Origin of the sequence: Pelodictyon luteolum, from assembly GCF_001622165.1 — a bacterium.
Taxonomy (GTDB): domain Bacteria; phylum Bacteroidota; class Chlorobiia; order Chlorobiales; family Chlorobiaceae; genus Chlorobium; species Chlorobium luteolum_B.
Window position 1 is genome coordinate 124,410 of sequence record NZ_LVWG01000035.1, and the last position, 13,156, is coordinate 137,565.

The following is a 13,156-nucleotide window of genomic DNA, read 5'->3' on the forward strand; positions in this document are numbered from 1 at the left end:
GGTAGGCTCCGCCATTGGATTTCACAAAAAATGAACACTAGTAAACCCGACCGGATCCACCGGTTGGGCTGAGTATTCGCCAGGAGATGGCTGGTTAAGAAGGTGCCGCCATACTACCGGAGAAGGGATAGGCGGTCGAATTCAGTACAGCGGTGTTTGAATACGTTCAGGTCACCATGACTGCATTCCCGGAATACCATCCATTCCGATCTCACAAGAACTATGTCGACACCCTTGTCGTTGCTCAATCATTCAGTTAAGTTAATATTTACGACAAAAATGGCCATTTAGAACAAATAATACGACAAACCGGCAAAGCCAATGAAAACATCACCGATAAAGACGACACGCGATGACTCACTGATTCTCTACATGGAACTCAATGAGAGTGAGATCAGGGCTGCACAACGGCGCATCAAAACCGGCGAATTGCAGCGCATTGTCCCGGGTGTTCTCAGTGCGAGCCCTCTGCATAAGTGGCCAGCAATCATTGGGTTGCACAGATTACGGGTACTGGCAGCCCTGTTCCCTCAAGCAGTCATCGGCTATAGAAGCGCCTTCAATGGCGGCCTGCCCGTTGAGTGCGTAATGCACCTCAGCTACAGTTACAACAGAGTCGTTGAGTTACCGGGTTTAACGGTCGTACTTGTCAAGGGGTCCGGCGCTGTTGCAGGTGACATGACCATGTCAGGACGAAACATATTTTTCCCATCCGAGGCGCGGATGCTGATGGAAAACCTCACCCAGAGCCGCGGGACAGTCAAAAAAGCCGTGGGGCGCAAGGCTGTCGAAGAACGATTGGTAAATATTTATGAATCAAGGGGCCCCGAGGCTCTCAACCGCATCAGGGATGAGGCCCGCAACATCTCAGCCGCTCTGGGTTTCGAGAAGGAATGCGGTATGCTGCATGACCTCATCGGGAGCATTCCAGGAACAAAAAGTGCCCGACTTTCGACAGTAGCGGGTCGCGCTCTGGCAAGAGGGAGACCTCTTGACGCCGCTCGTCTGGAACTGTTCGAAACATTGGCAGCTGCATTGCGGACAACGCCCCTCATGCAGAAACACACTCCGGCCACAACGGAAACAGCACACTTCAATTTTGCTTTTCTGGAATCCTATTTCAGCAACTTCATCGAAGGGACGGAATTTGATATCTCTGAGGCCCGCCAAATTGTGCTTGAAGGCAAAATCATCGACCAACGCCCGAAAGACTCGCACGATATCCTTGGAGTATTCTGGCAGGCCATCGATCAGGGATGGTCACTTCAATCGACAGCACCGGGAGAAGCCGTCCTGCAGCAATTGCGACAGCGCCACCGTATACTGATGAAAGAACGGCCGGAAACGGCACCCGGTGACTTCAAGGACCGCGAAAATGGTGCTGGGAACACCACATTCGTCTCGCCGAAGAATGTCCAGGGAACACTGATAGAGGGAAGCAAACTCCTGCCTTCGGTGCCGCCCGGCATGGCAAGGGCGCTTCTTGCAATGTTCATCGTCTCGGAAGTACATCCGTTCATCGACGGAAACGGCCGGCTGGCACGCCTGGTCATGAACGCAGAGTTGTCGCTCATGCAGGCATGCAGAGTGATTGTACCAACACTCTTCAGAGAAGAGTATCTTGACTGCCTCCGTGTCCTCTCGCGGCGGGGACAACCCGGACCGTTCATTGCCGCCATGAAGAAAATCCAGCAATGGTCCGCCGCGTTCGACTACAATGATCTGGACAGGGTGATCGGCCAGATGCAGGCATGCAATGCATTCGAAAAATCCACCAGACAGTACCAGTTGCTAAGCCCCCCCGAAAGTGGGCCTGAGAAATAAACACCGCCCGCCAGTGAACAAACCCAGCGCAGCCGCCATACATGAGGAAAAACGCTGAAACCAACAGATGAAAGGGCTCAGCACTCGACTGATAGAGTCTAACCTGCCGTCCAGTTCCAAACGGCAAGGATGACGCCGCATCTCCAGTCCCTAATCCCGAAGGCGGGAAAGAATGTCAACTGCGGTAACGCGGTGTTTGAAGGCGAAGGCGCCGTCAATATGTATGACGGGGATGCTGAAGCGGTAGCGGGACTCCAGAACAGGGTCCAGGGTGATATCTTTTTTTTCGATGGTGAACGGCACCTCTTTCTGCACAGAGAGCAGTACTTCCATCGCCTCAACGCAGAGGCAGCATTCAGGCCTGCCGTAGATGGTTACCGTTCGGGGCATACAGCTCAGGCCCTCAAGCCTTGAGGCCTTCGCGGATGGAAGGCTCGCGGAGGATTTCGATGATGGCCTGGAGTTCAAGGGTGGTCTGCTCGGAGGTGACGAGGTTCTTCAGTGCGTACTGCCCCGACTCTAACTCCGACTGCCCCACGAACAGGGCATATCCGGAGCGGATCCGGTTGGCTTCGCGCATCTGCGCCTTCATGCTTCTTGCAGCAAGGTCGATTTCGGTGCTGATACCGGAGCGGCGCAGCTTGAAGGCCACCTGCATACCATGGTCGGCAAGCTCAGACTGCTGCACCACCACATACACGAGGGGACCATGCGGATTAAGGGTAGCGAACAGCCCCTGCTTCTCCATGGCGATGAGCAGCCGCTCCATTCCCACCGCAAACCCTACCGCCGGCATTTCCTTGCCTCCGCCGAGTTCTTTTGCGAGCCCGTCATAGCGTCCGCCGCCACCTATCGCATCCTGTGCACCGAGCGCCGTGCTCTGCACTTCAAAGGCCGTATGGCAGTAGTAATCGAGCCCCCGCACGAGGAGGTGGTCGACGTCGTAGTCGATACCGCGGTCCGCAAGGAACCGCAATACAGCCTCGAACTCCCGGACCCCTTCCGCCTTCACGAAATCGAACAGGCGCGGAGCGCCGGCAATCATGTCCCGGAGAGCGGGGTTCTTTGAATCAAGGATACGAAGAGGGTTCTTCTCGAGTCGCTCCTTCGAGGACTCGTCAAGCTCCCCTTCATAGGGCTGAAAATAGGAGCGCAGCGCCTCGCGGTAGCGCGCACGGTCCTCAAGGTCGCCGAGGGTGTTGATACGGAGGCGAAGGCCTGAGAGGCCGAGCGTTTCGAACACCTGCATCATGAAGGTGAGCACTTCGGCCACCGCCGCAGGAGAGGACACGCCGAGCAGTTCGGCGCCGAACTGCGAGAACTGCCGCTGGCGGCCCGCCTGGGGGCGCTCCTTGCGGAACAGTTCGCTGATGTAGTAGAGTTTATGGACAGGGGCCTGCGAGAGCAGGTTCCGCTGCAGGGCGGCACGCATCACGCCGGCAGTCATTTCGGGACGGAGGGTAAGGGAGCGCCCGCCGGGGTCGGGCAGGAACGTGAACATCTCCTTGCCGACAATGTCCGTGGTAGCCCCTATGCCGCGCTGGAACAGTTCAGTGTACTCGAACACGGGCGTGCGCACCTCGCTGAACCCGTAGAGGGAGGCCAGGGTATGCACCACCTCCTCAACATGTTTCCACTGTGCTGCCTCTTCAGGAAAGATATCCCGTGTTCCCTTTACTGCCTGATACTGCGACATAAGCCCCTTTTACCTCTCTAATAGCCTTGCTTGCGTTTGTAATGGATAGATGGGCCGCTCAGATCTGCGGCAGATCCTTCTCCTCTTCCCTGAACATCTCGAGGACTTCAGTCGAAGACCCTGCCCGGCAGATCTTCTCCCTGACGTCCTCCCGCCCGGCAAGCCGCGTGATGCGCCCGAGCAGCTTCAGGTGTTCGGCAAGCATGTCCTCGGGAGTGGCCAGAAGGAATATGATCTCCACCGGCTCGCCATCGATGGCGTCGAAATTGATATCCTCTTTGAGGGTCGCGATGGCAAGCACGGGGTGGGTAACCGCTCCGGTCTTGGCATGGGGAAGGGCGATCTTCTTTCCGATGCCGGTCGACATCTCCTGTTCCCGCTTCAAGACATCAGCCCGAAGCCTGTCGATATCCCGCACCCCCGGATGCTCCAAAACGATCGAAAGCATTTTTTCTATCACCTGTTCCTTGGTCTCGAGTACGAGGTTCAGGGCAATGTACTTTTCGGAGAGAAGGCTTTCAATCTTCATTATGACATTCTTACGGGACCGGGTTGCTGGAGCTGCGGGGCAGGGCACGAAAGAGGGGCCCCACCATTCAAATTGAAACGCAAATATACGCAATAGGGAACGAACCTCTAAACGGAGAACACCCCCCAGACCGAACGGAAGAGAATCCATCTTCATCCCCACAAGGGAAAGCATGCATGGATAGAGCCTTAATGAAATTCTTCGAAGATTACTTTGACACTGAGCCAACGGAGAACACCTATGGATGCAACGAGCGTTATCAACAGTGAAATCAGGAGGGTGCTCAAAGAGAGGAGAATGCGATGGCTCAAGAAATAACCTGAGGAAATCCGCCGTTCACGCTGCATGCCGACCACCCGCAGAACGTAATCTTTACCGCGTCAAGAGGTAAACGAACGGTGCAACGAACATCACCGTGTCGAACCGGTCCAAGACCCCCCCATGGCCGGGGATCAGCGCGGAAGAATCCTTCACTCCGGCATCGCGCTTGAACATGGACTCTATGAGGTCACCGGCAGGGCTGAACAGGCCGATGAGGGCACCGGCAAGCAGTGCGGTCTCACGGGTGAGGGAAGGAACGAAAGAGGAAAAAGCGAACGCCGCCGCCACACTCCCTGCCACCCCGAAAAAGAACCCCTCCCAGGTCTTGTGCGGGCTGTGGCGGGGGAACAGTTTCCGCCGGATCAGTTTCCCTCCGGCAAGGCTCCCACCGAAATAGGCGGAAATATCCGTCGCCCAGATAGAGATGAACATCAACAGCACCATGGCCTCCCCCGTACCGTTCATCGGTTCCATCCGAAGGCGCAGAAGGGCACCGAACGAGAGGTTGACATAGAGCAGTCCGGCAAGAGCCGAACCGAGGTTCAGGAGCGGAGAGCCCGCCGTCATAAAGAGCTCAAGCAGGAACAGCAGCATCACCACCAGAAGAAACGCCACCCACGGCTCCACAAGGCCGTAATAGAAATCCCCCTGCAGCAGAACGGTGGAGAGCAGCATAAGCCAGAGCGCAGGGGGATGGGCCCGGTGCGAAGCAAGGCGATGGAACTCGTAGGTGGCAAGCAGCGCAAGCAAGAGGAAGAATCCAAAAAAGAAGTCGCCGCCCGCCCTGATGACCAGAAGCAGGAGCGGAATGCCGACCACAGCCACCAGCACGCGCTGCAGAAGATTGATGCTCAGAAGTTTACCCATACAGACACCTGTTACGAAGAGGAAGCAATGGCGGAAAAACGCCGCATCACCAAGATGAACAACCACAGCGACAGCAGCAGGAGCACCCACCACCAGACCTTGAACAGCAGCAGTTCCGGATCGGAACCCGCCACCGGCGAGCTGCCGGCCGACAGAAGAAGCAGGAGCGCGGCCATGTTGTTCACAAAATGAACCGACACCGGCACGGCAAGGTTGCCGGTTCTGCTGTAAATATAGCCAATATACCAGCCAAGCAAAGCAAGGGGAAGAAGATTGGCCGCACTCATGTGGAAGAAAGCGAACATGGTGCCGGTAAGCAGCACTGCCGAAAACGGACGCATTGAGCGGGTATAGTTCCCCTGCACATATCCCCTGAAGAGCAGTTCCTCCGTCACCGCCGGAACCACTGCCAGTACCGAGGCCACCACAAGGAACTCCCCCACTGACCCGGCATGGGCAAGCTCGGCGATGAACACCTCCATCACTGCCTGCTGGCGCACCACCTCCGCGCCGGCAGCACCAAGCGCTGGCCAGAGAAAGAGGTTCTGCAGCCCGGCCACCGTAAACACGAGCGGCTGAAGCAGGAACACCCCGGCAACCGCAAACCCCGCAAGCCGCCAATCAAACCCTCCACGGACTCCAAGAAACCGCAGGCTTTCCAGTGAAAAGAGCGGGGCGCGCACATGCCATGCCGCAAGCAGCAGCACCGGCAGCGCAAGCATCATGAGTTGGCCTGAAGCCTGTGCCATCCGAAGCGGACCGAGCAGCCCGCCGATGCCGCCACCTCCAAGCACGGCCTCGCCACTTCCCCCCGCAAGCGAGAACAGCAGCGCACCGGCAACAGGGTAGAGCACCATCGTTGCGAGCAGAAACAGGGTGGTGAAGAGAAATGAAGGCCGGCGCACGGCGACTGGAACCATCATGCGGATGAAAAGCTTGAAACATTACAAGAAACTGCGCTCTCTGGCGCTCATGAATAGAGGCGGTCATAAAGGCGATCACTGGCTTCCGCGACAGCAATACCTACCATGACACCACCCTCAGTGACGAAGCACTGTCAAGTATGCAATATCAATACTGACGGCTCACATTCAAAACTCACTCAGTCGATGCGCCGGTTTTCCTGCCCGGCACTGGGCAAGTTGCTCTAATGGCAATACCCCCAAAGAAAGACTGAGCCGTCAATAAATGCATGATATGCAGACACTCACACAACTCATTCTGGAAAACGGGCTCGGCTCCCGCATCATTTCCAGGGACCAACTGGCCCGTATGCTTGAGGGCTCGCCACAACGGCGATACAATCTGGTCAACAGGGCACTGCGAAAAGGCGAACTGCTGCAACTACAAAGGGGCAAGTACCTGCTGGCACCTTCAACGCTGCTGAACAGCACACCACACCCCTTCGTGCTCGCACAGGCTTTGGCTCCCGGTTCCTTCATCTCCTTTGAAAGCGCGCTCTGCTTCCACGGATGGATCCCTGAAGCAGTGCCCGTCACCATGTCGGTCGTTCCGGGCAGGCGGCAGCTGGAGATCAACCACCCGATCCTTGGCCTCTACCGGATGTACCCCATTGCGATTCAAGAAGGCGGTTTACTGGAGTCGGTCGAACGCATCACATTCAACGGACACGCAGCGCTGGTTGCCATGCCCCTTCGGGCATTGCTGGACATCATCTGCCGTCGAAAGCTCGCCCCCGAAGAGGTAAGGGGATTTGCCGATGCCATGCGCATTGATGTTGAGCATCTCCGGAACATAGCTCCTGAAGTTTGGCTGTCCATGGCCCGGGTGTATCGGCACAAACGGATGGCTCTCTGCATCACGGCACTGCGCGAGGCATGCAAAAAGTAACCGGCAGTACAGAGAAAACAACCTGACCGGCCAACATGACACATTGGAGATCCTCCCGGCCATGCCGCAGAGGACCCAATGCGTCGCATCAAAAAAATCACAGAGAAACCGTACATTGCAGGGCATTAAAAAATCAACACCCAACGACACGCCCCCGTTTTGGAACAGAGTACCGACCCCAAACAAGGTCATGTGACCGGAAAGAGAAAAGCCGTTGCCCGGCTGCTCCAGATCATCTCCCGGTTCCGCTCACACCGGCTCAACAATCATGAATATGAGCCGATCCGCTCCATCGCCATCCTTATGGTCGGCCGGTACGGCGACAGCATCCTTCTCACAAAACTGCTGCGCCAGCAGAAGGCCGCACTTCCGGATACCGAGCTCCATGTCATCACCTCGCGGACTGGAACGGAGGAGTTCTTCCGCTACTCACCCTATGTATCGGGGACCTTCTGCCTGAAAAGCGGGATAGGGGTCTGGGTGAAGTTCCTCCTCACCCACCGCTACACCGTGCTCTTCAACCCGAAAGACTCCCCCTCAACCAGCAACCTTCTGCTCAGCTCCGTCATTAGGGCCCCACTCAAAGTCTCCCACAGCCACCCCCTGCACGAGGGCATTTTCGATCGGCTGGTCAAGATCGACCACCTGGATCATGTAACCGAGCAGAGCGCAGGCCTCCTCGATGCGCTCGGCTTCGACCGGAAGAAGTACGCCGCCTTCTATCCCGAAATGCCCCGCTACCCCGTCGGCAGGAATGTCCAGGAGTTCAGCCGTTCGATTTCCCTGAAAGGGTGCATCGGCATAAACCTCAGCGCAGGAGGCCCGTCGCGCTACTGGACCCTCGAGAAGTGGGAGGCGCTCGTCAGGGAGTTCCCCCTCCATCAGTTCGTCGTGTTCTCAGCAGGGAACGATTCTGCCGATAAAAAGCATCTTGAGGACACCCTTCCGAACATCATCCCCTCCCCGGCAACAGCGAATCTCGGAGAGGTCGCCACCATCCTGCAGCAGCTGGATCTGCTCGTAACCCCCGACACTTCGCTCGTGCACATGGCCGCATGCTTCGATACCCCGGTCATCGCATTCTTCCCCAGCGACCTTAAAGCCATGAAAGGCTATGGCCCACTCAGCACAACAAGCACCATCGTAGCCTCTGAAACCTACCTGGTTAGAGATATCGAGGTCGGAACCGTTGCCGAAGCCATCCGCTCGATGCAGAGCTCGCTCAGGCGGATTACGGGGTAATCTTCGTATATTCGGCCATTACCGGAACATGCCCTCTTCCAGGGCGCCTCAACCGTCCATACCCATGCAAGGCACCGCTTCCACCCAGAGAACATTCCTGCTGCTCCTCGCCTTCACGGCGCTGCTCTATGTTGTCAACTTCCACATCAATGACATCTGGACGGAAAACGAGAGTTTCTACGCGGACGCAGTCCGCGTTATGCTGCAAAAGGGCGACTTCCTGAACATCACCTACAACGGCGAACCGCGCTTTGTCAAGCCTCCGCTCACCTACTGGCTGATGGCCGCCTCGGCGTCCGTGTTCGGGCTGAACGAGTTCGCACTCCGCCTCCCCATCGTCGTGATGGCGTTCTGGACCGTACTGCTTACCTGGTCGATGGCGAGGATGCTCTACGGTGACAAAGCAGCCCTCTATGCTCTTGCCATGCAGGCGATCGGCATACAGTTCATCGCCGGCAAACAGTACGCCTCACCCGAAATCCCGCTGGCGTTCTTCTTCACCCTCACGCTCTGGCTGTTCCTCAAAAGCGAGAAAAGCGGCAACAGATGGTACAGCACCGCCGCCGCCGCGGCACTCGGCCTCACCGTCCTCACCAAAGGGTTCCCCTACTTCATCGTCATCGGGGGCATCATCATCACCTACATCACGGTTGATGCCCGCTTCAACGCAAAGAATATATTCCGCCGGATCTGGAGCCACCGCCCCCTGTCGGGCGCGCTCATTGCCGTGGCCATAGGCATGAGCTGGATCCTTGCCATGTACCTCTCCTACGGCAGTGAGTACCTCAAGGTACTCAGCAATGAAACCGTAGAGCGCGCGTTCAGCTATAACGGCAACCTCCTTAAAGACCTCTTCTTCTACCCTGAAGTCATCCTCTGGAGCTTCTTCCCATACTCGCTGGTATTCTACTTCGCGCTCATCGGCACATTCCTGCAGCCGAGCCGGCTCAGGAACATCGCACTCCCCATGGCATGGTTCACAGTCATGCTCGTCGTCTTTACCGCCTCGAAAGGCAAGATCCCGACCTACTTCATCCAGGCCCACCCTGCCATGGCGCTCCTCACAGCAGCATGGATGAGCACGAGTCCCGCGCCTTCGAACAAAGCGCTCGCACTGCTATGGAATACCACATTCATTCTACCTGCGGTGATAGGGGTAGCGCTCAGTGTGGCCATGGTGCAGGTGTTCAGTTTCCATCCGGCGTTCTATGCCATACCGGTCATTGCACTCATCCTCATGCTGGCCCCCTACACCCGATCGATCTACTACGCCCCATTCATCGGCACCTTCAGCGCGCTTTTCATCTTCAGCACGGCACTCATGCCGCAGCTGGAAACGCGCCGCCCGATCGACAGCCTCGGCAGGGCGGTCGTCAATGAGAACCAGATTCCGGGCAACATCCCCATCCATGTGGAAAACGGAGATCTCTACAACGTCCCGTTCTACACCGGGCGAAAAGCATTCTACTACGCCTCCACCGCCGACATGCCCCTGCAGTCCACACCGCTGCTCGCACTTGTTAAAACTACTGACATCCCCGACTCGCTCAGGCAGTACGGCATATGGAGCGGCGACATCTATACCGCACGCAGCAGCGAATCACGCCTCATGATCTTCATCCGCTACCACCTCAAGGCGCAGAAAGGAGACATGAGCGGGTTCACCAACTTCACGGCCATTTACCGGAAAGCTAACAACAAAGAGCCGGCAGACACCAACTGATCAAAAAGAAAAACCCTCCCGGGAACGGGTACAAATGCACCACGTCCCTGGGAGGGTCGCGCCGGACCAGTGCCAAAGGCTCACAAAGTCAGCCAGCGAGAACCGTCAGAACCTTCCCGATCGCATCAACCTGTTCGGTGGGCACGAAGACATGATCCTTCATGACTGAATCGGTATAATCACCCACATCGCTTACCGGCGCAATGCCGCGATAGGTATCAGCCTCAGTTTTCATGATCCGGTAGAACGAGTAACCGAATCCGCTTATCATTCCGACCATCTCTTTGCTCCGGCGTGCCTTCAGCTCGTTCTCCTGCCGATTCGGCAGCACTTCCATGATGATGACAGGCCGGTCCCGCTCGATGAGTCCCTGCAGGCTACGCACAACCTCCAGCTCAGCCCCCTCGACATCGATTTTAAGCACTGACACCCTGCCATCAAGCACAACGCCTTCAATGCTTTCGTGACGGAAAACCGGAACGAACTTCACCGCCTTTTGGCCTTCCGAACGAAGTTCGGCAACAATAGTAGATTCCGGATCAGTCCCGTCGCTACCATAGAGCGGCACCACGCCGTCACTATCCGAAAGGCCTGCGGGAACAACCTTGATGTTCTTCCACCGGTTGGATGAAACCAGTGCATCAAGGTAAGCGACGCAGGACGGGTTCGGCTCGAACCCCACATACTTCATGTCCGGGGCAAGCGTTTTCACCTTGATGAGGGTCTGACCGAGGTTAATCCCGACATCGTAAAAGATACCACCATCTGCATATCGGAATATCTCCGTCAATACACCCGACATCCACTTCTCTCCGCTCACGCCTACCTTTACCCCACCCAGCACGGGAACCGATACCGCTTTGCCGTTCACGGTCCTTGGAATGGAGAGATTGAGCGTCGACATCAGTCCGGCGGCTATGGTACTGAGGAAATCTGACATACTTGATACAAGAGATAAGTTTGGGACACAATGTCAGTGAATATACCACTCCATTCTTTCACCAAACGAAAATACCGTGAAAAGCGCTACATTATCACAAAACTTGATCGAGATGCAAAAACACACAGCCCCCATCGCATCAACACCGAAAAGCATCGTCGTCCTCGCCAGGGAGTGCTACGGTGACGCCATCATGCAGACCCCGCTCATCGCAACCCTCCGGCAAACCTATCCGGCATCGGCCATTTATGTCGTTGCCTTTACCCGCATCATCTGCGACTTCTTCAGCTCCGACAGCAACGTCACCGCCACCTATCACGCCAAACGAGACCTGCATCGATACTTTTTCAAGTTCCTCCTGAAAAAATACGACGTACTCTTCAACCCGAAGGACCACCCATCAACCACGTTCAACCTCAACGCACGCCTTATCCGCGCCCGCTTCAAGGTAGGCCTCCGGAACAACGGCAACGAAGAATTGTACGACTACCTGCTCGACATACCCAAAAGCACCCATGAATCGATAAGGAACCTGTCCCTTATGCAGGCGCTCGGGCACCATGAGATCACCCCCTGCAGGCCGTATATACCTACCATGCCGGTATCGGACGAGATCAACACCTTCCTTGCTGAACTCCCGGACCGGCAATACCTCGGCATCAACATCAGCACCGGTACCCCGGGAGGCCACCGCACCATTGAACAGTGGTCCGACCTCATCAAGAGCTTGCCCGGCGAACGCTTCGTTATCTTCTCAGCACCGGGCGACCTAAACGAAAAACGGCTGATCGAACAGCCGCATAAGAATGTTGTTCCCTCTCCCGCAACGAAAAACCTCTATGAAGTATCGGCAGTTGTACGGAAGCTCCGGTTCCTCGTAACCCCCGACACCTCACTCGTCCATGTCGCAGCCTGCTCAGACACCCCGCTCGTGGCCATGTACCGCCATAATCCGGGCGACAGCCAGGCCTACGCGCCACTCAGCACCCTGCAGGAGGTCATCGTCTCCCCGACCCCTGAAGTCGTCGATATTGACACCGCATCAGTAAGGACTGCAGTGCAACGTCTTCTTGAAAAGCTGACCTGACCCGGAACCGCGTCAAGCAGCATCAAACGGGAGAACTTCCGCCATCAATTTCCCTGACGAAACGCCCTATTGACCTCTGCAATGAGTCCTGCAGACTGCGGGTAAGCAATCTTGCGCATGAAGAATGCCGGTGACTCGAGCACTCTCGAGTAATCCCGTTCATCGAGCGTTGCAGGGTTGTTTCCGTCACGAAACTCCCATACGATGAAACGGCGGTCGTCGTTGACGATCTTGTCCCTGAAGTCGGAGTTCATAAGCACCGTCTGGAAAAAGATCTCCTCGGCGCAGAATGAATGATCAAACGCTTTCATGAAGTCCGGGTGCTCTGCCGCATAGCGCATGGCATACTCCAGACACTCTCGGCCAAGCGACCAATAGGTCATCCCTCCGTAGTACCCGATATCTTCTGGGATCTTCCTTTTGAAGGAAACGATCCGCTGGACTGCCACGAGGTAATGGATCATCCTCCGCCCCCACCGGGTTCGTCCGTTAAAGAGATCAAAAAAGTTGTAGTAGATGAGCCTGTCGTACCCGCCATCTTTCCAGTCGGCGCGGGGCAGTTTCACGGAGTTCAGGTAATTGATTTGCTTCTCCCCCTCTGCCAGAAGGTCGTCACTGCCCATCAGGGGATAATCCTGGCCGGTGATAAGGTGACAGTACTCCATGCCATCCCTCAGCGCCTCTTCGACGAGTAACAGGATCGCCTTCAGGTGGTTGTTCCCGCCCCAGTTCACCCTGTACCGGCTGAACACTTTCACATTGCCATACTTCCGCCCAAGGGCCATAAAGCCGTCAATGACTTCAGGCTTCGATTTCCGGTCGACATGCACAAAAACACTGAACCCGTCGCCAAGCTGGCGTATCGTCCGTTCAAGCCACGCCGGCTCCTTGAACGCAGTGACCAGTATCCCTTGTTTCATAGTGCGGGTCCTCCCATCCGACCCATGGGTCCAGCATGCTGCTCAACCAGTTCCACAAGGAGACGAGACTCTGGATAAGCGATTTTTCGCATGAAAAAAGCAGGAGAGGCAAGAACCGCTTGCAGGTCGTTTTCATCGAGTATCCCTGGTATGCTT

At 56.3% G+C, this 13,156-nt stretch carries 12 protein-coding genes; 5 read left to right on the forward strand and 7 right to left on the reverse strand.

Annotated elements, in window-relative coordinates:
* The first annotated feature begins 321 nt into the window (after nt 1-321).
* The gene (locus tag A3K90_RS09395) at nt 322-1,824 is read left to right on the forward strand and encodes a Fic family protein (RefSeq protein WP_303682354.1); all 1,503 of its coding nucleotides are present in this window, start codon (nt 322-324) and stop codon (nt 1,822-1,824) included.
* Between the two features lie 150 nt (nt 1,825-1,974).
* On the opposite strand, the gene A3K90_RS09400 is transcribed toward A3K90_RS09395, so the two are convergent.
* The 5 genes from A3K90_RS09400 to A3K90_RS09420 form a co-directional block, all read right to left on the reverse strand.
* Nucleotides 1,975-2,214, reverse strand: coding sequence for a glutaredoxin family protein (locus tag A3K90_RS09400; protein ID WP_303682355.1), 240 nt, complete (start codon nt 2,212-2,214; stop codon nt 1,975-1,977).
* A gap of 13 nt (nt 2,215-2,227) precedes the next feature.
* Nucleotides 2,228-3,520, reverse strand: a complete 1,293-nt coding sequence (gene hisS, locus A3K90_RS09405; RefSeq protein WP_303682356.1) for a histidine--tRNA ligase — start codon at nt 3,518-3,520, stop codon at nt 2,228-2,230.
* Between the two features lie 58 nt (nt 3,521-3,578).
* The gene (locus tag A3K90_RS09410; RefSeq protein WP_303682357.1) at nt 3,579-4,049 is read right to left on the reverse strand and encodes a PTS sugar transporter subunit IIA; all 471 of its coding nucleotides are present in this window, start codon (nt 4,047-4,049) and stop codon (nt 3,579-3,581) included.
* 372 nt (nt 4,050-4,421) lie between these two features.
* Nucleotides 4,422-5,237, reverse strand: coding sequence for a phosphatidate cytidylyltransferase (locus A3K90_RS09415; RefSeq protein ID WP_303682358.1), 816 nt, complete (start codon nt 5,235-5,237; stop codon nt 4,422-4,424).
* A gap of 11 nt (nt 5,238-5,248) precedes the next feature.
* Nucleotides 5,249-6,160 carry a CPBP family intramembrane glutamic endopeptidase gene (locus tag A3K90_RS09420; RefSeq protein WP_303682359.1) on the reverse strand — a complete coding sequence of 304 codons (912 nt, stop codon included), beginning with the start codon at nt 6,158-6,160 and terminating at the stop codon, nt 5,249-5,251.
* A 274-nt stretch (nt 6,161-6,434) separates the two neighbouring features.
* Between A3K90_RS09420 and A3K90_RS09425 the strand changes: the two genes are divergently transcribed.
* The 3 genes from A3K90_RS09425 (at nt 6,435) to A3K90_RS09435 (ending at nt 10,053) form a co-directional block, all read left to right on the forward strand.
* Nucleotides 6,435-7,088: a hypothetical protein gene (locus A3K90_RS09425; RefSeq protein ID WP_303682360.1), complete on the forward strand. Its 654-nt coding sequence runs from the start codon at nt 6,435-6,437 to the stop codon at nt 7,086-7,088.
* A gap of 192 nt (nt 7,089-7,280) precedes the next feature.
* Nucleotides 7,281-8,330, forward strand: a complete 1,050-nt coding sequence (locus tag A3K90_RS09430) for a glycosyltransferase family 9 protein (protein ID WP_303682361.1) — start codon at nt 7,281-7,283, stop codon at nt 8,328-8,330.
* A gap of 64 nt (nt 8,331-8,394) precedes the next feature.
* On the forward strand, nt 8,395-10,053 hold the full coding sequence (locus A3K90_RS09435; RefSeq protein ID WP_303682362.1) for a glycosyltransferase family 39 protein: 1,659 nt from the start codon (nt 8,395-8,397) through the stop codon (nt 10,051-10,053).
* Between the two features lie 88 nt (nt 10,054-10,141).
* On the opposite strand, the gene A3K90_RS09440 is transcribed toward A3K90_RS09435, so the two are convergent.
* Nucleotides 10,142-10,993: an FkbM family methyltransferase gene (locus A3K90_RS09440; RefSeq protein WP_303682363.1), complete on the reverse strand. Its 852-nt coding sequence runs from the start codon at nt 10,991-10,993 to the stop codon at nt 10,142-10,144.
* A gap of 112 nt (nt 10,994-11,105) precedes the next feature.
* Here A3K90_RS09440 and A3K90_RS09445 point away from each other — a divergent pair, with 112 nt between their 5' ends.
* Entirely contained in the window at nt 11,106-12,080 is a 975-nt protein-coding gene (locus A3K90_RS09445) for a glycosyltransferase family 9 protein (RefSeq protein ID WP_303682364.1), read from the forward strand.
* Nucleotides 12,081-12,124: 44 nt separating this feature from the next.
* On the opposite strand, the gene A3K90_RS09450 is transcribed toward A3K90_RS09445, so the two are convergent.
* Nucleotides 12,125-13,000 (reverse strand): beta-1,6-N-acetylglucosaminyltransferase, encoded by an 876-nt coding sequence (locus A3K90_RS09450; protein WP_303682365.1) that lies wholly within the window; start codon nt 12,998-13,000, stop codon nt 12,125-12,127.
* Between the last annotated feature and the right edge of the window lie 156 nt (nt 13,001-13,156).

Bases quoted from the DNA above. Each gene is read 5' to 3' on its own strand.
- A3K90_RS09395 (WP_303682354.1), top strand. From the start codon at position 322: ATGAAAACATCACCGATAAAGACGACACGCGATGACTCACTGATTCTC.
- A3K90_RS09400 (WP_303682355.1), bottom strand. From the start codon at position 2,214: ATGCCCCGAACGGTAACCATCTACGGCAGGCCTGAATGCTGCCTCTGC.
- hisS (WP_303682356.1), bottom strand. From the start codon at position 3,520: ATGTCGCAGTATCAGGCAGTAAAGGGAACACGGGATATCTTTCCTGAA.
- A3K90_RS09410 (WP_303682357.1), bottom strand. From the start codon at position 4,049: ATGAAGATTGAAAGCCTTCTCTCCGAAAAGTACATTGCCCTGAACCTC.
- A3K90_RS09415 (WP_303682358.1), bottom strand. From the start codon at position 5,237: ATGGGTAAACTTCTGAGCATCAATCTTCTGCAGCGCGTGCTGGTGGCT.
- A3K90_RS09420 (WP_303682359.1), bottom strand. From the start codon at position 6,160: ATGATGGTTCCAGTCGCCGTGCGCCGGCCTTCATTTCTCTTCACCACC.
- A3K90_RS09425 (WP_303682360.1), top strand. From the start codon at position 6,435: ATGCAGACACTCACACAACTCATTCTGGAAAACGGGCTCGGCTCCCGC.
- A3K90_RS09435 (WP_303682362.1), top strand. From the start codon at position 8,395: ATGCAAGGCACCGCTTCCACCCAGAGAACATTCCTGCTGCTCCTCGCC.
- A3K90_RS09440 (WP_303682363.1), bottom strand. From the start codon at position 10,993: ATGTCAGATTTCCTCAGTACCATAGCCGCCGGACTGATGTCGACGCTC.
- A3K90_RS09445 (WP_303682364.1), top strand. From the start codon at position 11,106: ATGCAAAAACACACAGCCCCCATCGCATCAACACCGAAAAGCATCGTC.
- A3K90_RS09450 (WP_303682365.1), bottom strand. From the start codon at position 13,000: ATGAAACAAGGGATACTGGTCACTGCGTTCAAGGAGCCGGCGTGGCTT.